The 22,501-nt window shown below is 59.6% G+C and carries 21 protein-coding genes and 4 pseudogenes; 9 read left to right on the top strand and 16 right to left on the bottom strand.

Features of this window, described 5'->3' with window-relative positions:
• Window positions 1-22: 22 nt before the first annotated feature.
• On the top strand, window positions 23-1,645 hold the full coding sequence (locus AC07O1_RS19835; RefSeq protein ID WP_495089839.1) for an NADP-dependent glyceraldehyde-3-phosphate dehydrogenase: 1,623 nt from the start codon (window positions 23-25) through the stop codon (window positions 1,643-1,645).
• 127 nt (window positions 1,646-1,772) lie between these two features.
• On the opposite strand, the gene AC07O1_RS19830 is transcribed toward AC07O1_RS19835, so the two are convergent.
• Together AC07O1_RS19830 and AC07O1_RS19825 are read right to left on the bottom strand one after the other, a co-directional pair.
• Window positions 1,773-2,549, bottom strand: coding sequence for a DeoR/GlpR family DNA-binding transcription regulator (locus tag AC07O1_RS19830; RefSeq protein ID WP_495089838.1), 777 nt, complete (start codon window positions 2,547-2,549; stop codon window positions 1,773-1,775).
• Between the two features lie 238 nt (window positions 2,550-2,787).
• Window positions 2,788-3,018: a zinc-binding dehydrogenase gene (locus AC07O1_RS19825; RefSeq protein WP_495089849.1), complete on the bottom strand. Its 231-nt coding sequence runs from the start codon at window positions 3,016-3,018 to the stop codon at window positions 2,788-2,790.
• A gap of 146 nt (window positions 3,019-3,164) precedes the next feature.
• Between AC07O1_RS19825 and AC07O1_RS19820 the strand changes: the two are divergent.
• Window positions 3,165-3,404: pseudogene (locus AC07O1_RS19820) on the top strand (hypothetical protein); the annotation flags it as partial.
• Window positions 3,405-3,445: 41 nt separating this feature from the next.
• On the opposite strand, the gene AC07O1_RS19815 reads toward AC07O1_RS19820, so the two are convergent.
• Together AC07O1_RS19815 and AC07O1_RS19810 are read right to left on the bottom strand one after the other, a co-directional pair.
• Window positions 3,446-4,597 (bottom strand): MFS transporter, encoded by a 1,152-nt coding sequence (locus tag AC07O1_RS19815; protein WP_495089837.1) that lies wholly within the window; start codon window positions 4,595-4,597, stop codon window positions 3,446-3,448.
• A 181-nt stretch (window positions 4,598-4,778) separates the two neighbouring features.
• Complete coding sequence (locus AC07O1_RS19810) at window positions 4,779-5,669, bottom strand: LysR family transcriptional regulator (protein ID WP_495089836.1); 891 nt, start codon at window positions 5,667-5,669, stop codon at window positions 4,779-4,781.
• 99 nt (window positions 5,670-5,768) lie between these two features.
• Between AC07O1_RS19810 and AC07O1_RS19805 the strand changes: the two genes are divergently transcribed.
• From AC07O1_RS19805 to AC07O1_RS19795, 3 genes are read left to right on the top strand one after another with little or no spacing between them, the layout of a single operon-like run.
• Window positions 5,769-6,767, top strand: coding sequence for a cyclase family protein (locus AC07O1_RS19805; protein WP_495089835.1), 999 nt, complete (start codon window positions 5,769-5,771; stop codon window positions 6,765-6,767).
• Between the two features lie 49 nt (window positions 6,768-6,816).
• Entirely contained in the window at window positions 6,817-7,245 is a 429-nt protein-coding gene (locus AC07O1_RS19800; protein ID WP_495013160.1) for a RidA family protein, read from the top strand.
• Window positions 7,242-8,234: a diaminopimelate epimerase gene (locus AC07O1_RS19795; protein ID WP_495089834.1), complete on the top strand. Its 993-nt coding sequence runs from the start codon at window positions 7,242-7,244 to the stop codon at window positions 8,232-8,234. The genes AC07O1_RS19800 and AC07O1_RS19795 overlap by 4 nt, the downstream gene beginning before the upstream one ends.
• Before the next feature lie 150 nt (window positions 8,235-8,384).
• Here the strand turns inward: AC07O1_RS19795 and codA are convergent, their stop codons facing one another.
• The 11 genes and pseudogenes from codA to AC07O1_RS19740 form a co-directional block, all read right to left on the bottom strand.
• The gene (gene codA, locus AC07O1_RS19790; protein WP_495089833.1) at window positions 8,385-9,638 is read right to left on the bottom strand and encodes a cytosine deaminase; all 1,254 of its coding nucleotides are present in this window, start codon (window positions 9,636-9,638) and stop codon (window positions 8,385-8,387) included.
• Window positions 9,639-9,661: 23 nt separating this feature from the next.
• Window positions 9,662-9,961 (bottom strand): annotated as a pseudogene (locus AC07O1_RS19785) (cytosine permease); the annotation flags it as partial.
• Window positions 9,962-10,296: 335 nt separating this feature from the next.
• Window positions 10,297-11,253: an ABC transporter ATP-binding protein gene (locus tag AC07O1_RS19780; RefSeq protein WP_495089832.1), complete on the bottom strand. Its 957-nt coding sequence runs from the start codon at window positions 11,251-11,253 to the stop codon at window positions 10,297-10,299.
• The gene (locus tag AC07O1_RS19775) at window positions 11,253-12,239 is read right to left on the bottom strand and encodes an ABC transporter ATP-binding protein (RefSeq protein WP_495089831.1); all 987 of its coding nucleotides are present in this window, start codon (window positions 12,237-12,239) and stop codon (window positions 11,253-11,255) included. Before AC07O1_RS19775 ends, AC07O1_RS19780 begins: the two co-directional genes overlap by 1 nt.
• A 2-nt stretch (window positions 12,240-12,241) precedes the next feature.
• The gene (gene ddpC, locus AC07O1_RS19770) at window positions 12,242-13,141 is read right to left on the bottom strand and encodes a D,D-dipeptide ABC transporter permease (protein ID WP_494994135.1); all 900 of its coding nucleotides are present in this window, start codon (window positions 13,139-13,141) and stop codon (window positions 12,242-12,244) included.
• A 1-nt stretch (window position 13,142) separates the two neighbouring features.
• The gene (locus AC07O1_RS19765) at window positions 13,143-14,159 is read right to left on the bottom strand and encodes an ABC transporter permease (protein WP_495089830.1); all 1,017 of its coding nucleotides are present in this window, start codon (window positions 14,157-14,159) and stop codon (window positions 13,143-13,145) included.
• 115 nt (window positions 14,160-14,274) lie between these two features.
• The gene (locus AC07O1_RS19760; protein WP_495089829.1) at window positions 14,275-15,852 is read right to left on the bottom strand and encodes an ABC transporter substrate-binding protein; all 1,578 of its coding nucleotides are present in this window, start codon (window positions 15,850-15,852) and stop codon (window positions 14,275-14,277) included.
• A 168-nt stretch (window positions 15,853-16,020) separates the two neighbouring features.
• Window positions 16,021-16,578, bottom strand: a complete 558-nt coding sequence (ddpX, locus tag AC07O1_RS19755; RefSeq protein WP_494994132.1) for a D-alanyl-D-alanine dipeptidase — start codon at window positions 16,576-16,578, stop codon at window positions 16,021-16,023.
• A 37-nt stretch (window positions 16,579-16,615) separates the two neighbouring features.
• Window positions 16,616-17,470: a MurR/RpiR family transcriptional regulator gene (locus AC07O1_RS19750; RefSeq protein WP_495089828.1), complete on the bottom strand. Its 855-nt coding sequence runs from the start codon at window positions 17,468-17,470 to the stop codon at window positions 16,616-16,618.
• Between the two features lie 268 nt (window positions 17,471-17,738).
• Window positions 17,739-18,095, bottom strand: coding sequence for a 6-carboxytetrahydropterin synthase QueD (queD, locus tag AC07O1_RS19745; RefSeq protein ID WP_489072189.1), 357 nt, complete (start codon window positions 18,093-18,095; stop codon window positions 17,739-17,741).
• 95 nt (window positions 18,096-18,190) lie between these two features.
• A complete protein-coding gene (locus AC07O1_RS19740) occupies window positions 18,191-19,270 on the bottom strand; it encodes a patatin-like phospholipase family protein (protein WP_495089827.1) in 1,080 nt (359 codons plus the stop codon).
• Between the two features lie 136 nt (window positions 19,271-19,406).
• On the opposite strand from AC07O1_RS19740, the pseudogene AC07O1_RS19735 reads away from it, so the two are divergent.
• From AC07O1_RS19735 to AC07O1_RS19720, 4 genes and pseudogenes are all read left to right on the top strand, one after another.
• Window positions 19,407-19,499, top strand: a pseudogene (locus AC07O1_RS19735) (PepSY domain-containing protein); the annotation flags it as partial.
• Window positions 19,499-19,822, top strand: a complete 324-nt coding sequence (locus AC07O1_RS19730) for a PepSY domain-containing protein (protein WP_495089826.1) — start codon at window positions 19,499-19,501, stop codon at window positions 19,820-19,822. The pseudogene AC07O1_RS19735 and the gene AC07O1_RS19730, both read left to right, overlap by 1 nt.
• Window positions 19,822-20,490: a response regulator transcription factor gene (locus tag AC07O1_RS19725; RefSeq protein WP_495089825.1), complete on the top strand. Its 669-nt coding sequence runs from the start codon at window positions 19,822-19,824 to the stop codon at window positions 20,488-20,490. The genes AC07O1_RS19730 and AC07O1_RS19725 overlap by 1 nt, the downstream gene beginning before the upstream one ends.
• Window positions 20,487-21,833, top strand: coding sequence for a sensor histidine kinase (locus AC07O1_RS19720; RefSeq protein WP_495089824.1), 1,347 nt, complete (start codon window positions 20,487-20,489; stop codon window positions 21,831-21,833). Before AC07O1_RS19725 ends, AC07O1_RS19720 begins: the two co-directional genes overlap by 4 nt.
• Window positions 21,834-21,935: 102 nt before the next feature.
• On the opposite strand, the pseudogene AC07O1_RS19715 reads toward AC07O1_RS19720, so the two are convergent.
• Window positions 21,936-22,451, bottom strand: a pseudogene (locus AC07O1_RS19715) (methyl-accepting chemotaxis protein); the annotation flags it as partial.
• Between the last annotated feature and the right edge of the window lie 50 nt (window positions 22,452-22,501).

Here is a 22,501-nt window from a genome sequence, read left to right as displayed (position 1 = left end):
ACAATAAAAAGAGGTTGTTTTCATGTCCACCATTCGCCTTGAAACATTGTTTCCTGCTCTCGCCGACATCCCTGAACAGTACCGCCTCGGTGCCCCGATCGAACAGCGCGAATACTTGGTCGACGGCCAACTACACACCTGGAACGGCCCGCTGGCTCCTGTGCGCAGCCCGGTGTTCCTCAGCACAGCAGAGGGCGACCAGCAAGCGATCCTCGGCAGCACGCCGCTGCTCGACGCCGGGGCGGCACTGGTCGCTCTCGACGCGGCGGTCGGTGCCTACGCCAACGGCCAGGGCGACTGGCCGACCATGCGCGTAGCGCAGCGGATCCAGCACGTTGAAGCCTTTCTGGCGCGCATGCGCGAACAGCGCACTGCTGTGGTCAAGTTGCTGATGTGGGAAATTGGCAAGAACCTCAAGGACTCGGAAAAAGAATTCGACCGTACCTGCGACTACATCGTGGACACCATTACCGCCCTCAAGGAGCTGGATCGTCGATCCAGTCGCTTTGACCTCGAGCAGGACACCCTCGGTCAGATCCGTCGCGTGCCGCTGGGCGTGACCTTGTGCATGGGGCCCTACAACTACCCGCTGAACGAAACCTTCACCACCCTGATTCCGGCCCTGATCATGGGCAACACCGTGGTCTTCAAACCAGCCAAGTTCGGCGTGCTGCTGATCCGTCCGCTGCTCGAAGCCTTCCGCGACAGCTTTCCGGCCGGGGTGATCAATGTGATTTATGGCAGCGGCCGGGAAACCGTCAGTGCGCTCATGGCCAGCGGCAAGATCGATGTGTTCGCGTTCATCGGCACCCACAAGGGCGCCAGCGCACTGAAGAAACTGCATCCGCGCCCCCATCGCTTGCGTGCGATTTTGGGGCTGGATGCGAAGAACCCGGGCATCGTCCTGCCCGAGGTCGATCTGGATAATGCTGTCAACGAGGCTGTCACCGGTTCGCTGTCGTTCAATGGCCAGCGTTGCACTGCGTTGAAGATCCTTTTTGTGCACGAAGACGTCGTCGACAGCTTTCTGGAGAAATTCAACCACAAACTCGCCGGCCTAAAGTCGGGCATGCCCTGGGAACCTGGCGTGGCGCTGACACCGCTGCCGGAGCCGGGCAAGACCGATTACTTGAGCGGCCTGGTGGCCGATGCAGTCGCTAAAGGCGCCAGAGTGGTCAACCCGGGTGGTGGCCAGACCCGGGATTCGTTCTTCTACCCAGCCGTGCTCTACCCGGTCAACCCGTCGATGCGGATCTACCAGGAAGAACAGTTCGGGCCAGTCGTGCCCGTGGTGCCTTACCGTGATCTGGAGACGGTCATCGACTATGTCCTGGAGTCTGACTTCGGGCAGCAGTTGAGCATCTTCGGCACTGATCCGGCACAAGTCGGCAAGCTGGTGGATGCCTTTGCCAACCAGGTCGGCCGCGTCAATCTCAACGCCCAGTGCCAGCGCGGTCCGGACAGTTTTCCGTTCAACGGTCGCAAGAACTCGGCCGAGGGAACCTTGTCGGTGCATGACGCATTGCGGGTATTCTCGATCCGCACCCTGGTGGCTGCGAAGTTTCAGGAAGACAACAAGCAGTTGATCAGCGAGATCATTCGTCGCCGCGAATCGAACTTCCTGACCACTGATTACATCTTTTAAGGGGAGGGCGATGATGACACGCAGTCTGACGCGTCATCGATTTAAGTCCTGACAGGTCTATTTCAGGAGTCGACGGGCAGACTGGAAAAATGGTTGTAACCAGGCAGCACCCTCCGGTGCTGCCTGGTTACTCATGGCTAACAACAACGGTCTCAACCGTCACCATGCCCATTTCTTCAAACGGCTTGAGCTCAACTTCATCCAGCGATGAAGTAATCAGTCGCCACTCCCGCTCGAGCGGTGTCCAGTGCTGTTGTCGTGCCCGACCCAGTTTCTCGGAGTCGGCCAGCACGAAAACCTGTGCCGCGCGCTTGATGACACACTCTTTCAGATAGGCCTGTTGGGCGCTCGCTTCACACAGACCAAACCCGGCAACGACACCATCGGCACCAAGGAACGCCCGGTCAACGCTGAGTCGGCTCAGCGAAAGTTCGGCCAGCGGACCGAGCGTGCTCATACTGGACTCGCGAAGATCGCCGCCAATCAACGTGAGCCTTACCCCAGGGGCATTGGCAAGCGCCATGACGGCCAGGAGGTTGTTGGTGACGACATGGATGTTCTTGTGCGAATAAAGATGAATGGCCAGTGCGACGCAACTGGTACCACTGTCGAGAAAGACCGTATCGCCCTCCTGGATGTGAGCGGCCGCCGCTTTTGCAATGGCGTCTTTCTCATCGCGGTGGGAGCCTTTGCGTTCTTCCAGCGAGGCTTCCGGTTCGTGCACCCCGATCAACGCCGTTGCGCCACCGTGGGTACGCACCAGCAACCGTTGCCTGGCGAGAAGCGTAAGGTCTCGGCGCACGGTCGCTTCGGATGCTCCAAGCGCCGCGCTCAACTCTTCGACGTTGGTGTCGCGAGTTCGAACCATATCGAGAATGGTACGGTGGCGTTCGGTTGGCTTCATGAAAAAACTCGCTCAATAATGGGCGTCGATATTACAGGACAGTATGCCGGTACCTCATCTATTTTGCGTTCAGGTTCATCGCCGGCGCATCCCGTTCGGGTCTTGAAGCAGGGAGCCAGTCGTGCAGTGCAGCATCCGGGCGGTTGATAACGGATCAGCCGCCCTTTGCGTGGTGTCCCATGTGGCGGCCTTTTGAGTGATGAGGGGGGAGGTGCGTCGTGCGCACTCACGAAAATAGTTATGAGTTCATTCGAACGTCGATCACGACCTTTCCGAAATGCTGGCCCGATTGCAGGTAGTCGTAGGCGGCGACGGCTTCATCGAATGGGAAGACTTTGTCGATGGTCGGCACAATCCGGTTGACGTCGACGAAGCGCACAAGGTCTTCGAGCATGGCCCGACTACCCGCGGTAACATAAGTGGGGCGTGCTTTTGTTAGCGATTTCTCGCACGTAGGACAGCTATCGATCAGATGGCACTTGTGAATTTTGCAAATTGAAAAAAAGGCTAATGCCCAATAGCCTTTCCCATAGCCAATTTCCCCTAGGCAGGCAGGGCAGATCTTGCAAGTAGAGACAGGATGCCCTGGGCACCGGCATCAACGCCGATGGCAGCTTCAGCGGCAATTACATCACTGGTACCGCTGATGGTCAGTACGGTGACATACCGGGTTACGTGACCTGGAACGTTCGCGGTGGTTATGACTTCGGCTCGCAGTTGTCGAACCTGAAACTCGGCGCCGGGGTGAAGAACCTCTTCGATCGCCAGTACTTCACCCGCTCGAGCGACAACAACTCGGGGATCTATGTCGGCGCGCCACGCACGTTCTTTGTGCAGGCCAGCGTAGGGTTCTGATTATTTCCTGTGGCGAGGGAGCAAGTCCCTCGCCACAGCTTTTAGACCTTCAACACTTTCCCGCTGGCCGCAACGGCCAGCAACAGCAACGCAATCAAGCCAAAGGCAATGCTCAAACTGCTGCCGTGGGCGATAAAACCGATCAGCGCGGGCCCGGCGAGGATGCCAGCGTAGCCCAGGGTGGTAATGGCCGGCACGGCGATGCTTTCCGGCATGACGTTCTGTTTGCCGACGGCGGTGTACAGCACCGGCACAATGTTCGAACAGCCCGCACCCACCAACGCATAGCCCATCAATGCCGCTTCCCAGGCTGGGGCGAGAGTTGCGAGCAACAGGCCAGTAGCGGCGGTAAGGCCGCCAAACACGATCACTCGCATGGCGCCGAGCCGGTACACGATGGCGTCGCCGGTCAGACGGCCAGCGGTCATGGTCAGGGCAAACGCGGCATAACCCAAGCCCGCGCAGGCGGCGTCGAGATTGCGCTCGGACGTCAGGAACACCGCGCTCCAGTCGAGCACCGCGCCTTCTGCGAGAAACACGATAAAGCACAGGCTGCCGATAAATAGCACCACGCCATGGGGTACGGCGAAGGCCGGACCTGAGCTTTCGCTGGCATAGGGCAACAGATGCGGCGCAGCCTTGAGCAAAGCGAGCACCAGAAACACGATTACCACCAGCATGGCACTCAACGGCGATATCCCCAGGCCCAGCAGAGCGCTGACCCCGGCCGCGCCGACGATCCCGCCGAGGCTGAACAATCCGTGGAAGCCCGACATCATGGTTTTGCCACTGGCCCGTTCGACGATCACCGCTTGCAGGTTCGCCGTGGAGTCCACCGAACCCAGCCCGGCGCCGAACATGAACAGCGCGGCGATCAACAACGGCGTCGAGGAAACCGTCGCCAACAGCGGGAGAGCCAGGCAGATCAACATCGTCCCGCCGGTCATCACCCGACGGCAACCGAAGCGCGAAGCCAGGATCCCGGCCACCGGCATGGCAATGATCGAGCCGACCCCCAGGCACAGCAGCAACAAGCCGAGTGTTCCTTCATCGAGTCCGGCCCGCGCTTTGGCGTAAGGCACCAGCGGCGCCCAGGCGGCGATGGCGAAACCGGCGATGAAGAAGGCGATACGGGTAGACATTTGCTCCAGACGCCCGGGGACCACGGGAGCTGGGGTACTGATGGCGGTCATGAAAAATCCTTGGCAATCCGGCGGATAACAATGTGCGGCGCAACATCCTTGCACATCAGGCAGCGTCGGGCGAGGCGCAGACAATCCGTAATGTCAGTCGGTCAAGGAATCTCTGACATTTCCCGTAGCCGCTGGCGATGGCGGCTACAGGGATCCCGGCCGCCCAACTGACCTTGCAATGTCACTCCTGACTTAACCTCTCAGCCAGAAAATCGACAAACACCCGGATTTTTTGCGAGAGATGGCGGTTGCTCGCGTACAGCGCGTAGATACCGCGTCGGGACATCGAATGTTCCGGCAAGACCCGTTGCAACTGACCGCTTTCCAGCAGCGGCAAGGCAATGAACGAGGGCAGGGCGCCGATGCCCAGTCCGGCCAGCAGCATGTCGCCGAGCATCAGGCTGTTGTCCACCGCAAAGCGTACCGGCAGTTCAAGCCGTGTATGACCGTGCGGACCTTCGAGTTGCCAACTGCCGGGGTGTTCGGCCAGTCGGTAGGCGAGGCAGGCGTGCTGACGCAGATCTTCGGCGGTGTTCGGTGTGCCGTGGGCGTTCAGATAACCCGGTGAGGCGCAGATAATCTGTTCGACGTCTCCCAGGTTCCGGGCAATCAATGAAGAGTCGGGCAGGCTTGTGCGGATCCGCAATGACACGTCGAAGCCTTCGCTGACCACATCCAGTAAGCGGTCATCCAGGGTCAACTCGACCTTCAACTGTGGATAGCGCTGCATGAATTTCACCAGCACCGGTGAAAGCACCTTGAGACCGAACGACAGCGGTGCATTGACCCGCAGGCGTCCACTCGGTTCGCTGGCTCCGGCCAGCGTGGCCCGTTCAAGTGCATCGAGCTCGTCAAGCAGATGACAGCACTCGCTGAAGTAGGCCTGTCCGGCTTCGGACAGACTCATACGGCGGGTGGTGCGCAGAATCAGCAACGTGCCCAGACGCTGCTCAAGCTGACGAACCTGTTTACTCACGGCCGCAGTGGATTGCTCAAGGTCAATGGCCGCCTTGCTGAAACTGGCCCGTTCCACCACCCGGCGGAAGGTGCGCATGGCCATCAACAGGTCCATATAATTTCTTCCTGGTTGAATATGTATTAATCAAAAGGCTGATTATCTGTAAAAAACGATTCAATACCATGGTGACTTCAATCTGCAAGGAGTGTTGTCATGGCTGCTTTCCCCGCGTTCAAAAGCATTTCCCGACGTGCCGTATTGCCCTTGCTGGTCTCGCTGCTCAGTGGCGCAGCCCAGGCTGCACCGGATGTCGGCGTCAGCCCTTGGGGACCGAAGGATGAAATCGGCCGGCTGAACCTGATCACCCCACAGTCCCGCGCCGCGATCATGGCCCGGGTGAGTGGTTCACAAGCCTACGATCTGGCGGTCGAGTACTTTGTTGGCATGCCCAGTTGGCAGGCTGCCGGTGATCCGCCGTACCAGATGTGGATGACGCACACCCCGCATGGCAATGTGATCGCCGACCCGATGAAGGTCGGCGAACCGATGAATCAGCATGTCAGCTACAGCGGTTCGGCGGTGTCGATGTATGCGCACATGGGTACCCACATCGATGCTCTCAATCACTTTGGCTTGAACGGCAAAGTCTGGAACGGCTTTCGCGCCGACGAGCATTTGGGGGATCGTGGCTGGAACGTCACCGGCGCAGAAAAACTCCCGCCGATTGTCGCTCGCGGAGTGCTGATTGACGTCGCAGCGGCCAAGGGGTTGGAGATGTTGCCCGACAATTACCGGGTCACCCGCGAAGACCTGCGTGAGGCCCTGAAAGTCCAGGGTGTGTCGCTGCAAAAAGGTGACGTAGTGCTGATCCGGACCGGGCGCATGCGTGATTATGAAAATGCCCAGGTCTACATGGCCAACCCACCGGGTTTGAGCCTGGACGCCGCAAAATTCCTGATCGAGGACGGCGAAGCGATGGTGGTGGGCGCCGATAACCTGAGTTTCGAGACGTTCCCCTCGGAAGTAGAGGGTAACTATTTGCCGTTGCATACCTATCTGCTGGCAATCAAAGGGGCGCCGATCATGGAATTGGTCAATCTTGAAGGCTTGTCTCGCGACCGGGTTTATCAATTTGCCTTTATCGGTGCGTCACTGAAGTTTCGCGGTGCAGACGCGGCACCGATCCGGCCGGTAGCATTGCCGATCAAATAAGCGGAAAGTTGTTCGTTGTACTACTGGCCTCAAACAAGGAGAGATCGCGATGCAAACGGATAAAAAACACGCGCCAACGCTACAACTGTCGAACCCGCCAGGGCTTTACGATCCGACCGCCAATGGTTATTCCCATGTGGCCCAGGTCGCCGCTGGCGCACGGCTGGTGTTTATCGCCGGGCAGGGCGGCGAGAACGCGCAGAGTCAGTTATCCAGCGACTTCGCCGAACAGGTCCGGCAGGCGCTGGAAAATCTGCAGATCGCCCTGGCGGCGGCCGATGCTGAAGTGTCCGATGTCGCCAAACTGACGGTGCTGATCGTTGATCACAGCCTGGAGCGTCTGGAAATCTTCGGCGAGGAGCTGCATCGGGTCTGGGGTTCGTTACCCAAGCCAGCCTGCACCCTGATCCCGGTGCCGAGGCTGGCGCTGGACGACATGTTGTTCGAGATTGAAGCGCTGGCGGCCGTTGCTGTATGACGCAGTTCTATGATGCCCGCGGGAATATCTACGCTGTTGCCTCTCCCGATGCTCTGCGTCAAAGGGGAATCGAGTTGCCTGAGCAGGCCCGCCTGGCCGCTCAAACCCGCGATACCTGGGCGTTGCAGGCAGTGGAAGCCTTTTGCGGCTGGGCACCCCAAGCCATGCCGCCAGGCGCCAAGGCACATCGTTCGGATGGTTTGCTCATCGGTCCGTTTCAGTCCGCACCGCCCTACGACCTGCTGATCGTCAACACTGACGGCAGCCTGGCCGAGCGCAGTGGTAACGGTTTGACGATTTTTGCTCAGGCGTTGACTGAGCAGGGTTTGATGCCGGAGCAGGGGGCGTGCCTGCTCAAGGTTCATCACGACAAGCGTGATGCTGTGTCGCCGGTGGAAACCTCGGTAGAGTCGGCCGGGATTGACGGCATTCGCGGGTTTTGGCTGGACCTGGGCAAACCGGCATTCGGTGCGCAGGCCACAGGTGCTCAAGGCGTTGCGGCGGCTGAATTGAACGGTCGCAGTCTGAACAAGGTGCCGCCGCTTTCCAGGCTGAACCCTCTGTGGGATCACAGCCAGTTCGTGCGCATTGGCAATCCCCATTGCGTGACCCTGGTATCGCAAGCGGCTGCGCTACCCGGTAATGAGCAGATGCGCGAGCCCGATTTATCTTCAGGCCTGACTCGCATCGCTTTTGCGATGCCGGCCGGTGCTGGCGAGCCATGCCCGGCAGGGGTCAACCTGCAGTGGGCAATGCGTGAATCTGAAGGGCGGATCGTCGCCCGGGTGTTCGAACGCGGTGAAGGCCCGACTGCGTCATCCGGCACCAGTGCCAGCGCAGTGGCTTGTGCTGCCTGGAGCGTGGGTTGGGTGGCGGCGGGGGAGGTTGCGGTGGTCATGCCGGGCGGCACGGCGCCGATCTTTCTGGAGGAAAAGGACGGCGAGTTGAGTCGCGTCAGATTGTTCGGGACAGCGAGGATCATCCCTTAGAGCAACGGAGCCGGACTGACGCCATCGCGAGCAAGCCCGCTCCCACATTAGATCTTCAGCGAACACTTAATTTGTGAACGACTGCGATCCAGTGTGGGAGCGGGCTTGCTCGCGATGGCGTCAGTCCGGCGAGCGAGTCTCTAAAGGCAATCAGCTGTAGCTCGAATCCCCAACCCATTCCACCTGCGGCATCTGCCTTTTCATCAACACTTCCCCACCTCGAATCGAATACAACGCCAGCCCCTGGCTGCGGATCATTTCGTAGTCGCTGTCGGCTGACAGAATCAGCAGATTGGCCGGGCGACCTGGTTCCAGTCCATAACGATCACCCAAAGCCATGGCTTTGGCGCTGTTGTCGGTGACCAGGTCCAAGGCACTTTGCAGGTTGCGATAACCGAGCATGTGGCAGATGTGCAGACCGGCTTCGAGCACCCGCAGGATGTTGCCGTTACCCAACGGGTACCAGGGATCGACGATGGAGTCCTGGCCGAAACAGACATTCATTCCGGATTCAAGCAACTCGTTGACGCGGGTTACACCGCGGCGTTTCGGGAAGTTATCGAAGCGTCCTTGCAGGTGAATGCTTTCGGTCGGGCAGGAGACGAAGCTGATCCCGGAATGCCCGAGCAGGCGAAACAGTTTGGCGCAGTAGGCGTTGTCGTAGGAACCCATGGCGGTGGTGTGGCTGGCCGTGACCCGGGCGCCCATGTCGCGGCTGCGGGCCTCTTCGGCGAGCACTTCGAGGAAGCGCGAATGCGGGTCGTCGGTTTCGTCGCAATGCACGTCTACCAGGCAGCCGGTGCGTTCTGCCAGGTCCATCAGGTATTTGATCGAACTCACCCCTTGATCGCGGGTGTACTCAAAATGCGGTATGCCACCAATCACATCGGCGCCCAGGAGAATGGCTTCTTCCATCAGTTCCCGTCCATTGCGGTAAGACTCGATGCCTTCCTGGGGGAATGCGACGATCTGCAGATCGATCAGGTGGCGACTTTCTTCGCGTATTTCGAGCATTGCTTTGAGCGCGGTCAAGCTGGGGTCGGTGACGTCGACATGGGTGCGCACATGCTGAATGCCGTGGGCGGCGAGGGCGCGAATGGTCTTGCTGGCGCGGGTCCTGGTGTCTTCCTGGGTGATGGTCGCCTTGCGTTCGCCCCAGCATTCAATCCCTTCGAACAGGGTACCGCTCATGTTCCAGCGCGGCTCGCCGGCGGTGAGGGTGGCGTCCAGGTGAATGTGCGGTTCGACGAAGGGCGGTACTACCAGATTGCCACCGGCATCCAGGTCTTCAGGGCCCAGTGTCGGCGCTTCGGTTTGCCGGGCGATGCTGGCGATCAGGCCGTTTTCCAGGTGCAGTTCATGCAGACCTTCGCGGTTGCGCAGGCGGGCGTTGATGATATGCATCGCGACAGTCCTTTTATTCAGTCTTATGTTTGGGCGTCGACCGGCATGGATGTACGGGCGCCGAGCATGCCTGTCAGCACAATATAGATCAGCGCAGCGGCGGCGATACCCACCAGCGGCGCTACCCATGGTGAGATGAATGCCACCACGGTACCCACCGCATAAGCCGTCAGTCCCGGCCAGTTGAACGCGGGCAGTTGTGCCTCTGTCAAGCGTGGATAACGACCACGATAGCGGAAAAAGAAGTCCGCCATGATCACGCCGCCAATTGGTGGGATTACTGTGCCCAGCAGGATCAGGTAGGGCACTAGCATGCACAACATTTATAGCCGTGAATGGAGATTTAGCCTGATGGGTTGGTCAATTTTCCCAGTCGGGCGCGAAAGTAGTGCGGGGTTGATACACATTGGATCACTGCATGGGGGCGTGGCAGGTGGGTTTGTCCTGATGCCAGTCAGTTAAGCCACTACGCGGTCCGTAGCAGCTGCCGCCAGGCTGCGTTCGGCCGCGCAGCGGTCGTAAAATCAGGCACTGCGGTTTTACGGGTTAACCGTGATGGCATGATTTGCGACTGCTTCGCAGCCGAACGCAGCCTGGCGCCAGCTGCTACGCAGTCCAGCGGGAGCAACGTTAGGCGCCCCCTCTTGGGTCCGCCTCTTTATTTTTTCTCAAGGTGGCAGCGCACTTGATGGCCCTGGCTACCGCTCAGTATCTGCGGGCGCTCACAGCCTTGGGTACGGCGTGGGCAGCGTTCGAGGAAAAAACAGCCGGAAGGCAATGTACGGTTTCCTGGCAGTTCGGTGGGGGCTGATACCTGCCCGGCTTCGAGTGGTACGCCCAGCCGCGGGACCGCATCCAGTAGCAATCGGGTATAGGGGTGCAGCGGTCGCTCCAGAACCTGTTCGGCGCTGCCCAGTTCGACAATCTGCCCTAGATACATGACGGCGACTCGATCGGCCATGTGCCGTACCACCGAGACGTTGTGGGAAATCAGGATGTAGGTCAGGCCACGGCTGCGTTGCAACTCGCCCAGCAAGTTGAGGATTTGCGCCTGTACCGAGATGTCCAGTGCCGAGGTCGGCTCATCGAGCACGATGATGCTCGGGTTGGACGACAGCGCTCGGGCAATGGCGATGCGTTGGCGTTGGCCCCCGGAGAACTGGTGTGGATAACGATCAAGGTACTCGCTGCGAATGCCTACCTGTTCGGCCACTTTGGTGGCAATGGCACGCATCTGCGCGCGCGGTGTGTTGCCCAGTGCAACCAACGGCTCGGTGATGATTTTCCAGATCGGCAAACGTGGATCGAGAGAGGACTGTGGATCCTGGAATACGATCTGCACATGGCTGTGGCGCTCGCGCGGGGTTCGGTAAATCCACTGCAGGTCTCCAGCGCTCGGAGGTACCAGCCCCATCAACAACTGTGCGAGCGTACTTTTTCCGCAACCGGACTCGCCGACGATGCCCAGGGTTTCTCCGGCATTGACTTGCAGGTCGATGCCATTCAGCGCATGGGCATAACCTTGCGGCCGTCCCAGCCAGTCGTTACTGACGGGGAAGCGTACGCGAACATCGTTCAGGCTGAGCAGTGGTGTCGAGGTGTTTGGAGTATTCATCACGCGTGCTCCGCTATAGACAACCAGCAAGCACTTTTGCGCTGGCTATTGCCGTCGATCAGATTGAGACGAGGGCGTTCGGCACACGCCGGCATGGCGTGGGTACAGCGCTCGCGGAACGTGCAGCCTGAAGGTAATGCTGCGAGGTTTGGTACCTGGCCGGGAATGGTCAGCAGCGTCTCGCCGGGCGACACCTGCTCGGGTAACCCACTGAGCAGCCCGCGAGTGTAGGGGTGCTGCGGGTTGCCCATGACCTCGCAGGTGGGACCTTCCTCCACTACCGCGCCGGTGTACATGACGTAGACCCGATCACAGAATTGCGAGACTACGGCCATGTCGTGGGTGATCAGCAGAATCGCTGTGCCGCGCTGCCGAGCCTTCTCGCGCAGGAGCAGCAGCACTTGGCGCTGTACGGTGACATCAAGGGCGGTGGTCGGCTCGTCGGCGATCAGCAGCTGCGGGTCGCAGGAAAACGCCAGGGCAATCATCACCCTTTGACGCATGCCACCGGACAGTTCGAAAGGGTAGCTTTCAAGGATTTGCTCGGGGTCGGCGATGTGCATGTCGCGCAGCAAGGCGATTGCTTTGGCTCTGGCGTCGGTGTTGCTCAGTTGCTGGTGATGAATGATCACGTCGAGCATCTGCCGGCCGATGCGGCGGGTCGGGTTGAGGGCGGTCATCGGCTCCTGGAAGATCATTGCGGCGTCGCGACCACGGATGTTCAGCAACTCCTTTTCGCTAGCGCCGAGCATGTCGCGCCCGAGCATCTGTAAGCTGCCGGCGGTGATCCGGTAACTTCGTTCGGGCAACAAGCGCAGGCTGAGCATGGCGGTCACTGACTTGCCGGAGCCGGACTCACCGACCACGCCGACAATTTCACCAGGGTCGACGTGCAGCGAAACACCGTTGAGCGCCTGGACATTGCTGCGATAGGCCACGAATTCGAGACTCAGGTTCTCGATGGCGAGTACCGATGGGCTGTGCATGTTCATTTCCCTTGTTGCCGTGGATCGAGCAGGTCACGGACACCGTCACCCAGCAGGTTGAAGCCGGTGGCGGTGACCAGGATCGCCAGGCCCGGAAAGGTCGAATACCACCAATTGTCGAGGATGAAGTTGCGCCCGGTCGCGACCATCGCGCCCCATTCGGCCGTGGGTTGTTGTGCACCGAGGCCGATGAAACCTAGCGCCGAGGCCATGAGAATGGCGCTGCCGATGTCCAGGCTCAGTTGCACCATCAGCGGCGGCATGGCGTTGCGCCCGACGTGCCAGGACACGATGTGCCAGCGATCGGCACCGAAGGTCTGCGCGGCTTTCACATAGCCCATCTGACGAATGCTCAGGGCCTGGCCTCGGGCCAGCCGCACATAGAACGGAATGCGCACCACGGTGATTGCCAGCATGGCGTTGAACAGGCTTGGGCCCAAGGCGGCCGCCAGGGCCATGATCAGCACCAGCGAAGGCACCGACAGCATGATGTCCATCAAGCGCATGATCAGACCGTCGAAGCGCCCGCCGATGATCCCGGACAGACAGCCGAGCAAGCCTCCGGCAAAACAAGAGGCGAAGGCCACGAATAGACCGACGCCGACTGACTGTCGGCTGCCGTAGAGCACCCGGCTGAACAGGTCACGGCCGACCTCGTCGGTGCCGAACCAGTGAGCGCCGGAGGGCGGTGCCAAGCGTTGGGCGAGGTTCAGGGCATTAGGATCATGGCTGGCCAGCCACGGCGCGAATGCCATGCAGATCAACACCAACAGGGTGATGGTCAGGCCGGCGATGGTCAACGGGCTGCGTCGTACCTGATAGCCAAGGTAGGCCAGTTTTGCTCGCCAGTTCGGGCGTTGTGCCAACGGCACTGGCAAAGGGAGAGTCAAGGGAGCGGTCATTTCAACTTACCTCGCCGATACGCGGATCGATCACTCGGTACAGCAGGTCGATCGCCATGTTGAGCAACACGTAAATAAACGACACCAGGATCGCGAAGCCCATGACCGCTGGGAAATCCAGCGACTGGATCGACTTGACCACATAGGCGCCCATGCCGGGCCAGGCGAACACGGTTTCGGTCAGTACCGCGCCATAGAGCAGATCACCAAGGGTCAGGCCGAGCACCGTGACGGAGGGAATCAGCGCATTGGGCAGCGCGTGGCGCAGGATCACCGCCCAGCGCGATAAACCATAGGCGCGTGCGGTACGGATGTAGTCCTCGCCCAGTTGATCAAGCATGGCCGAGCGAATCTGCCGGGCAACCACACCGAGGTTGACGAAGCCCAGAGTGATCGCCGGCAGAATCAAGTGCTGCAATGCGTTGAGAAACAGCTCCAGGTTGCCGGCCAGCAGCGAGTCAATCAGATAGGAACCGGTGATCGTGCGTGGCGGCTCAAGACCTTCGTCCAGCCTTCCGCTGCCGGGCAACCAGCCGAGTTGGCCATAGAACAACACGATCAGGCCCAGACCGAGCCAGAACGCCGGGGTGGAAATGCCGGTCACTGCCAGGGTGCGGGCGATCTGGTCGATGGTCCGATTGTGGTAAACCGCCGACAGCACGCCCAACGGCACGCCCGCCAGCACCGACAGCAACAAGGCGGCGAGGGCCAGTTCCAGGGTCGCCGGGAAGAACGCCTGTAGGTCTTCAAGCACTGGCCGGCTGGTGCGGATTGAGGTGCCGAGGTCGCCGTGCAGCAGATCGAGCATGTAGCGGCCATATTGCTGATAGAGCGGCAGGTCGAGCCCGAGTTGGTGACGGATGTTCTCGACGATGGCGTCACTGGCCCGGTCGCCGGCGATCAAACGGGCCGGGTCGCCGGGAATCAGGTGCGAAATGGTAAAGGTAATCAGCGAAACCCCGACCACGACCAATAACAGGCCGAGCAGGCGTTTACGCAACATATTCAGGAAGGCCATGAGGCACCTCGTTAACGCTTGACGGACGGCAGTGAAAGTGCGGATTCATTGCCGGAAGGCGAAGCGCCGCAGCGGCCGCATCAGGCGCGGCCGCCGGGCTGGCGAGGACTTCGTTCTATTTGCTGATTTCAGCGATGTTGAACACTTGTTCGAGCATCGGATGGAACACATAGCCCTTCACTGAATCACGCATCGGCAAGGTGTAGTTCTTCTGATACAGGTAGGCGTAGACGCTGTCTTTGAGCACGATTTTCTGTGCCTGCTGGTACAGCTCGATCCGTTTGGTGGTGTCGTTGTTGGCGGCTGCATCGCGAATCAGCGTGTCCACTTGCGGGTTGCTGTAGAACGAGCGGTTGCCCGCCAGCCCCTGCAAGTTGGAGTCGAACCAGAAGTTCATGAACATGTAGGGGTCGGCGAAGTCCGGGCTCCACGAGCCGATGGCTACGTCGAAATCACCCTTGCCCAGACGCTCGCGCATGGTTGCGTTGGCGAGCTTCTCGAGCTTGAGGTTGACCCCCAATGGCGCCAGACCGGCTTGCAGTGTCAGGCCAATGGATTCCCAGTTGGCATCCTTGTCCGAGTACATGAAGTCCAGGTTACTGATCTTCTGTGGGGCTTTGTCGAGGTTGGCCTTGGCTGCCGAGAGGTCCTGTTTCATCGGTGACAGGCTCTCGTCATGGGCCCACATGCCCAAGGGGATCGGCCCGTTCATGAGCTTGGCCTGGCCTTTGAGGATGCCGTCAACGATGCCGTTGTAATCGATGGCATCAACGATGGCCTGGCGGGCGTTCCGGTTGTCCAGCGGGGCTTTCTTGTTGTTCAGGTAGAGGTAGGTCACGCGCAGGGACGGAAACTTCTGGATCATGATCCCGGATTTGCTTGCCAGCGTACTGAGCTGGTCCTCTGGCATGTCTTCGATGATGTCGAGATCGCCGCGCTCCAGTTGCAGACGGCGCACCGAGGCCTCGCTTATGATTTTGATCACCACTTTATTCAGGCTTGGCTTGAGCCCGGCGTAATAGCTGTTTGGTTCCAGCGTCAGCGACTGGCCCTTTTGCCAGTTCGTCAAATGGAACGCGCCGGAGCCTGCGGTGTGGGTCGAGAGGTAGGCGTTGATGTCCTCGCTCTTCTTGGCGACGTCCGGGTTGATGATGCCCGCGCCATTGTGGGCGAGGGTAAAGAGGAACGGCGCGTAGGGTTTGCTCAAGGTGAAGCGGATGGTCAGAGGGTCAACCACTGCGACACTCATGTCATCCGGGAAGGCACCGGAGGGGCCTTGTTTGAGCTTCATCAAGCGGTCGAAGGAGAACTTGACCGCTGCGGCGTCCACCGGCGCACCGTCGTCGAATTTGTTTCCCGTCTTGAGCTTGAATTCCCAGACCAGATTGTCTGGCGAGGTGCTCCAGCTGTCAGCCAGGTCGCCCTGGACCTCGGTACTGCCTTTGCCATTTTCGACTTTGTAGGTCACCAGTTTCTGATAGGCCGGGTAGGTCACTGCCCAATCGTTGTTATCGATGGTCACGGCCGGGTCAAGGGTTTGCGGGTCGGCGGCTTTGCCAATCATCAAGGTATCTTTGGGGGCCGCCGCACTGGCTGATTGCCAGGCGCCCAGACTGAGGGCGCCACAGAGTAATGACAGAGCGACTTTGTGCTGGAAGGACAAATGACGGTTAGTGTGGGTGTTAGGGCTCATGCCGGTTTCCTTGATCATTCGATTAATGGAAGTTCGTCAGGTTTTTTATAAAATCTATAACCGGGCAGTTGGATCTGAAGCGAAGTGCTTATTGTTATCCGGCCTGTGGCAGTGGGCTGCCTGTTGTTTTTGCCGGAGCCTGTGTCGGTAAACGTCTATGGGTGCAACTCATGCATCGAAGGGCAGGTCACGCTCCTCGATCAAAGGGAATTGTTCGGCGTCTGGAAGTTCGTAATGCCACCACTCGGTCGCAATTGCTTCAAAGCCGGCGCTTAGCATGATCCCCAGCAGCAACAGGCGATTGCGCTGCACTTCAATAGGCAGATCGGCATAGAACTGATGGGACTTTTGCTCCATGGCATCGAAGGCGGTGCCCATGTCCAGCGGTTCGCCATCGGCACCCACCAGAGTCAGGTCGATCGCCACGCCGCGGGTGTGGTGCGAGCCCAGACGCGGATCACGCACGTAGTCCGGGTCGGGCAGGGCTTTCCACAACAGCTGCTGCGCATAAGCCGGACGGTAGGCATCGTAGATCCGCAGGGTCAAACCGGCCTGGCGCGCCAGTTGGCTAGCCTTGCGCAAGCAGGCTTCGGCCTCGGCGTGCAGTAAGCAGCGAGCATTGCGGTAGATCACTTGGCCAGCCAGGTTGTCGGCGCTGGCGTAGATCAGGTCGATCTGGACCTGGTGCGCGTGGGCGTCAATTTCTACAAGTGGGCTGTTATTCACTCAAACACTCCATCGGGGGTTGCGTTGTTATGGATGCCTAGCGCTCGAACTGGCCGAAGACTTCCTGAAGTTGCCGGTTCTTCGCCAAGCGTTCGTCCAGTCGCTCGCCGTACATCTCGGCCACGGCGGACACCATGAGGTTAAACAGGCAAGTCAGCGGCGCCAGGGAATCCCAGAACTGGCCGACATCGGTTTTCAGTTGCAGAAGATCCAGGGAGTAATCCCGGGCCCAGGGGCATTGCAGGTCGGTGATCAGTGCCAGCGGTAAGTGATTGGCATTGGCCACTTCGCAGAAGGTCTGAGTGATGCTGGAGTAGGCGCGAAAGTCGGAAATGATCGCGTAGGGTTTTTCGAAACCCGAGTTCAGCGTTTCGGCATAAATACCCGACAGGCCATCGACGTAGTAGACCTTGGGCCGAATGTATTCCAGGTGGCTGTGGAAGGCGTTGAGAATGCCACGTGTGGACTGGATGCCGAGGATGAACACCGCATCGGCTTCAAAGATGTTCTGCACAATGTCGGCAAACGGCTGAGTCCGGGCCAGACTATAGACATGCTGGATGGCTTCGATTTCCCGGCCGAGGGAGCGATCGAGGGCGTCCTCTTGATCCGCTTCGCTGCGAAAAGCCCCCAGTCGATCGGTGATCAGCCACGAAGCCGGGGACTCGCCACGCAGACCTTGTTTGACGTCATCGAGATTCTGATACCCCAGTGAACGCAGAAAACGTCCCACCGAAATACCCGTAGTACCGGCTTGCTGAGCGATGCTGTCAGCGGTTTCGAAAGGCAGTTGTTGAAGGTTGGCCAGCAGATAAGTGGCGATCCGCTTGCCGGTCGGCGTCAGCGTAGGGAACTGTTGTTCTAGCGTCAGCTGGAAGCTGTTCTTGTCCATGACGTTCTCGAAAGGCGATTGCGCAAAATGTTATATGTATTTCATTTTTTATCTTGATGTTAAAAACATAACATTCCCGATTTAACGAACACAATGCTTTTTTTCGGTAAGGTTTTGACTCGTTCTTGAATGGTTTTGCGCAGACGGCGATTTCTCGTTGTCCTGATACGCTGATAACCGAGGGAAGGGCCTGGACTGCAACGACCCAAAAACCGAAGTGACAGGCATAAAAAAACCACCGGGCCCGGTGGTTTTTTTGATCGCCGGCTTATTCGCCGTGATAGATGCAGCCACTGGTGCAGGTTTCATGGATGCGGATCGCGCTGAGCTCCGGCAGCAGGGGCTTCAACTCGTTCCAGATCCATTTGGCCAGGACCTCGCTGGTTGGATTTTCCAGGCCGGGAATGTCATTCAAATAGTTGTGATCGAGGCGCTCGTAGAGCGGCTTGAAGATCGCCTTGATTTCCGAGAAGTCGCGAATCCAGCCGGTGTTCGGATCGAGATCACCGCTCAGGTGAATCGCCACCTTGAACGAGTGACCGTGCAGGCGTCCGCATTTGTGGCCTTCCGGGACGTGGGGCAGGCGGTGGGCGGATTCGAAGGTAAATTCTTTGAAGATTTCCACAGTGGTTTGAGCTCTGTCAGGTGGCTATCGCCCGCGGCGATGAAAGCAGGTGACGAGTTTAACAGCTTGGGTTTGTCGATGCGGGAAAACACTGACTAAAGGGTCAGCAAGTTCTCCCCCAGCCGACCGTTCGCGGCCAATTCAAGGAATTCGTCACCGAGCCGGCGGCTTTCGTCCATGGCTGTGCGCCAATAGTTTTGTCGGCTGAGGTCATCGCCGATGAAACGCTTGAAGTCGTTGCGATCCGGTAGTTTGCCATAGGGCAGGCGGGCCAGGTAATCCTTGGAGGGCGCTAGCAGCAAGACGTCCTGCAACCGCTGCGGGTTACCGCGCCGCCACGGCAGAGGTTTGTCGAACCAGCCGGGAATCACCCGGTTGGTGAAGTGTGGATAGAGCACGATGTCATCGCCGCTGTAGGGCAGGTCGAGGTGGTAATCGAGCAGGCCGCCGTCGCGATAGGTGCCGACACCCGCGCCGGGCAAGTCGCGCACGCCTTCCATGATCATCGGGATCGAGCCCGAGGCCAGCAAGGCCTGGCGCAGGTTGGTAGCGTCCAGAGGCACAAAGCGCGAAGGGAAGTCGTTGAGGGCATCGAGCGGCGGCGCCAGGCGCGGATCATGCAGGATCAGTCGTTCGAAATGCCGGGACAGGCGTGAGCGCCCGCGCAGGTTGTCGGCGATCACCGACGACAGGCCAAGACCCAACCGCGCGCGATGATCGTCGGCCAGCAGACCGTGACTTTTCACCACGACGATGTTCAGTCGGTAGTCAGGATTGTTGAGGATCGAGGTGTCGCGACCGTCGAGCAGGTCGTGCAGCATGCGCTGCGAACGCTGGCTGATTTGCGCCATGCTCATGCCTTTGCCGAAACTTTGCTCGTTGTAGAGCTGACCGAGGCGTCTGATCCCTTCGGCTGGGTCCGGCAAGCAGGCACTGGCGAAGCGCCAGGAACCGACAGAGGCGCCAATCAACGAGCGCTCCCGCGGGGCCGCCGGCAGCCACTCACCAAACAACGCCAGATCCAGACCCTGAATACCCAAGGCTTTCGGCCCACCGGCGGCGCCCGGAAGCGTACCGACGTCGGCGGCGCTCAAGCCGTTTTCACGGATCCGCGTGAAAGCGCGTTTTCCGGCTTTGAGGGTCAGGGCGGGGAACTTGATGTGGATAGCGGTCATACCGACCTCATGTCTGGCGATCGGCGATTGTAGAAGATTTTACCGTCGGTGCGCGGTTTCCAGGACGGCAATGAAGGCAATTCAGTTTCAGTTAAGTTGATGTGGTTATCGTGGGGCCTGTAGGTTTACATCTATTCAGGTTGAACTGCGCGATGTCCAGGGTGTTGAGTGGGACCTGGCGTTGGACGCCGTCTGCGAGCAGGTTCTCAAGGATCATCAGGATACGTAATGAAGGTAAATCTGCGCGCCGGCAGCCGAATGGCGCTGGTGCTTCTGGCTTTTTGCTCGGTGGCAGTGGCCCGTGACCTGGATCAGGACCAAGCCCTGCGCCTGCGTCAGCAAGGGGTGATCGCACCGCTTGAGCAACTGCTGGGGCCGGCTCTGCAACGCTACCCCGGAGCCAGATTGCTGGAAGCCGAGTTCGAGGAGCATAAAGACGAACGCGTGCCCTATATCTATGACATCGAGCTGCTGACCGTCGAGGGCGTGGTGCATGAAATCGAACTCGACGCCAACACCGGTGAGCTGCTCAAAGACAAGGAAGATGATTGATGCGCCTGCTTTTGGTGGAGGACCACGTCCCGCTGGCCGACGAGTTGATGGCCGGGCTCAATCGCCAGGGCTACGCCGTCGACTGGCTGGCCGACGGCCGCGATGCGGTGTATCAGGCCAGCAGCGAACCCTATGACTTGATTATTCTCGATCTGGGGTTGCCGGGCTTACCCGGGCTTGAGGTGCTGACCCAGTGGCGCGCCGGTGGTCTGGCCACGCCGGTGTTGATCCTCACTGCCCGTGGTTCCTGGGCCGAGCGTATCGAAGGCCTGAAAGCTGGCGCGGACGACTACCTGACCAAACCGTTTCATCCTGAAGAGTTGCACTTGCGGATTCAGGCGCTGTTGCGGCGCTCCCATGGCCAGGCCAATCAGCCGACCCTCAAAGCCGCTGGTCTGCATCTGGATGAAGGCCGCCAGTGCGTCACCCGCGACGGCTCCGATTTCCAGCTGACGGCTGCGGAGTTTCGGCTGTTACGTTATTTCATGCTGCACCCCCGGCAAATCCTTTCCAAAAGCCATCTCGCTGGTCATCTCTACGACGGTGAAACCGAGCGCGACTCCAATGTCCTGGAGGTCCACGTCAACCATCTGCGACGCAAGCTGGGCCGCAGCGTGATCGAAACCCGTCGCGGTCAGGGCTATCTGTTCGGCGGGCAAGCGCAGTGAAGTCGATACAGCGCCGTTTGAGCCTGGGGCTGATCAGCGTGATGGTCATTGTCGGTCTGGTGCTGGCGCAGACCAGCCTCTGGCTGTTCGAAGTGGGTTTGCAACGCTATCTGCAAGCCGGTCTGCGCAATGACAGCGAAAGCTTGCTGGTGGCGTTGGTGCGCGGTCCGCAAGGTTTGCAACTGGATGAGCGCCGTTTGTCGCCGGCCTATCAGCGACCGTTTTCCGGGCATTACTTTCGTATCGATTTTGCCGACGTCCACTGGCGTTCGCGCTCGTTATGGGATCAGGAACTGCCGAAGCTGGAGCAGGCGGGCCTGCAAAGCAATCTGCAACTGGGGCCGGAAGGGCAGCAGTTGCTGGTCTTGCGCTCGGACTATCGACGGTTGGGGCAATCGATTTCCATCAGCGTGGCGCAGGATTACACACCGGTACGGGAAAGCTTTCGGCGCATGCAGCAAGTTGGCCTGGGCCTTGGTCTGGCGGGTTTACTGCTGATTCTGATTTTGCAGAGAATTACCGTACGTCGAGCCTTGCGTCCATTGGAAAAGGCCCGGGAACAGATTGCCCAGCTACAGCAGGGCCAGCGTTCACAACTGGACGCCCAAGTGCCGGTTGAGCTGGAACCGCTGGTGGCGCAGATCAACCATCTGCTCGCGCATACCGAAGACAGACTCAAGCGTTCACGCAATGCCTTGGGCAATCTGGGGCACGCCCTGAAAACCCCGCTGGCGGTGCTGTTGAGTCTGGCGTCGAGCGAGAAACTGGAGGCCCATCCAGCGTTGCGCAAGGTCTTGCAAGAGCAGCTTGAACAGGTGCAGCAACGTCTCAATCGCGAGCTCAATCGCGCCCGTCTGGCCGGTGATGCCTTGCCCGGTGCGCAGTTCGATTGCGCTGCAGAACTGCCCGGTTTGTTCGCCACCCTGAACATGATCCACGGCGAACACCTTGAACTCAGCCACGCCGTACGTCCCGGCTTGCGCCTGCCATGGGATCGGGAAGACTTGCTTGAACTGCTGGGCAACTTGCTGGACAACGCCTGCAAATGGGCGGATGCCGAGGTGAAACTGAGCATCGTCGAGACGGCCGAGGGCTTTCGCCTGGTGGTGGAGGATGACGGGCCGGGGATTCCCGAGCAGAACCGCAATCAGGTGTTGAGCCGCGGTGCGCGGCTGGATGAACAGACCGATGGCCATGGCCTGGGGTTGGGCATCGTGCGTGATATCGTCGAGGCGAGGGGCGGGGTATTGCAGTTGCAGGGTAGTGAGCTGGGCGGGTTGAGGGTGGTGATTGAGTTGCCTTTGGGAGCGGGCTTCGATCGTTCCCACGCTCCTGCGTGGTAACGCTGCCATGGACGCTCTGCATCCGCTGTGGATGTGATGCGGAGCGTCACGGGATGCATTCCCACGCGGAGCGTGGGAACGATCAACACCGCCAACCGCTGATCAAACCCTGAATTGATCCATCAAGCTCTGCTGCTGGTTAGCCAGACTGTTCAGCGACTGGCTGACCCGCGCCGACTCGTTGGCTTGCCCCGACAGAGACTCAGTCACGTCACGAATGGTCGCCACGTTGCTGTTGATCTCTTCGGCCACGGCGCTTTGCTCTTCGGCAGCGCTGGCAATCTGCAGGTTCATGTCGGTGATCACGGTCACGGCATCACCGATCTGACGCAGGGCCGTGACTGCCTGGCTGACTTGCTCGACACTGCCTTGAGCCTGACGATGGCTGTTGCTCATAGAGCCGACAACGTCCCGAGTACCGCTTTGCAGCTGTTCGATCACCTGGCGGGTTTCCTCCACGGACTCCTGGGTGCGGCGGGCCAGGTTGCGTACTTCGTCGGCGACCACGGCGAATCCACGTCCGGCTTCACCTGCGCGAGCGGCTTCAATGGCGGCGTTGAGTGCCAGCAGGTTGGTCTGCTCGGCGATGGCGCGAATGACTTCCAGCACCGAACCGATTTTCTCGCTGTTGGCGGCCAGGCCTTCGACCTGGGTCATCGCCGTGCTCA

Source organism: Pseudomonas sp. GW821-FHT07G10 (assembly GCF_059418545.1).
This window is presented reverse-complemented; position numbering and strand designations above follow the sequence as displayed.

Excerpts from the sequence above, each read along its gene's own strand:
- AC07O1_RS19835 (WP_495089839.1), top strand. The coding sequence starts at position 23 with ATGTCCACCATTCGCCTTGAAACATTGTTTCCTGCTCTCGCCGACATC.
- AC07O1_RS19830 (WP_495089838.1), bottom strand. The coding sequence starts at position 2,549 with ATGAAGCCAACCGAACGCCACCGTACCATTCTCGATATGGTTCGAACT.
- AC07O1_RS19815 (WP_495089837.1), bottom strand. The coding sequence starts at position 4,597 with ATGACCGCCATCAGTACCCCAGCTCCCGTGGTCCCCGGGCGTCTGGAG.
- AC07O1_RS19810 (WP_495089836.1), bottom strand. The coding sequence starts at position 5,669 with ATGGACCTGTTGATGGCCATGCGCACCTTCCGCCGGGTGGTGGAACGG.
- AC07O1_RS19805 (WP_495089835.1), top strand. The coding sequence starts at position 5,769 with ATGGCTGCTTTCCCCGCGTTCAAAAGCATTTCCCGACGTGCCGTATTG.
- AC07O1_RS19800 (WP_495013160.1), top strand. The coding sequence starts at position 6,817 with ATGCAAACGGATAAAAAACACGCGCCAACGCTACAACTGTCGAACCCG.
- AC07O1_RS19795 (WP_495089834.1), top strand. The coding sequence starts at position 7,242 with ATGACGCAGTTCTATGATGCCCGCGGGAATATCTACGCTGTTGCCTCT.
- codA (WP_495089833.1), bottom strand. The coding sequence starts at position 9,638 with ATGCATATCATCAACGCCCGCCTGCGCAACCGCGAAGGTCTGCATGAA.
- AC07O1_RS19780 (WP_495089832.1), bottom strand. The coding sequence starts at position 11,253 with ATGAATACTCCAAACACCTCGACACCACTGCTCAGCCTGAACGATGTT.
- AC07O1_RS19775 (WP_495089831.1), bottom strand. The coding sequence starts at position 12,239 with ATGCACAGCCCATCGGTACTCGCCATCGAGAACCTGAGTCTCGAATTC.
- ddpC (WP_494994135.1), bottom strand. The coding sequence starts at position 13,141 with ATGACCGCTCCCTTGACTCTCCCTTTGCCAGTGCCGTTGGCACAACGC.
- AC07O1_RS19765 (WP_495089830.1), bottom strand. The coding sequence starts at position 14,159 with ATGGCCTTCCTGAATATGTTGCGTAAACGCCTGCTCGGCCTGTTATTG.
- AC07O1_RS19760 (WP_495089829.1), bottom strand. The coding sequence starts at position 15,852 with ATGAGCCCTAACACCCACACTAACCGTCATTTGTCCTTCCAGCACAAA.
- AC07O1_RS19750 (WP_495089828.1), bottom strand. The coding sequence starts at position 17,470 with ATGGACAAGAACAGCTTCCAGCTGACGCTAGAACAACAGTTCCCTACG.
- AC07O1_RS19740 (WP_495089827.1), bottom strand. The coding sequence starts at position 19,270 with ATGACCGCTATCCACATCAAGTTCCCCGCCCTGACCCTCAAAGCCGGA.
- AC07O1_RS19730 (WP_495089826.1), top strand. The coding sequence starts at position 19,499 with ATGAAGGTAAATCTGCGCGCCGGCAGCCGAATGGCGCTGGTGCTTCTG.
- AC07O1_RS19725 (WP_495089825.1), top strand. The coding sequence starts at position 19,822 with ATGCGCCTGCTTTTGGTGGAGGACCACGTCCCGCTGGCCGACGAGTTG.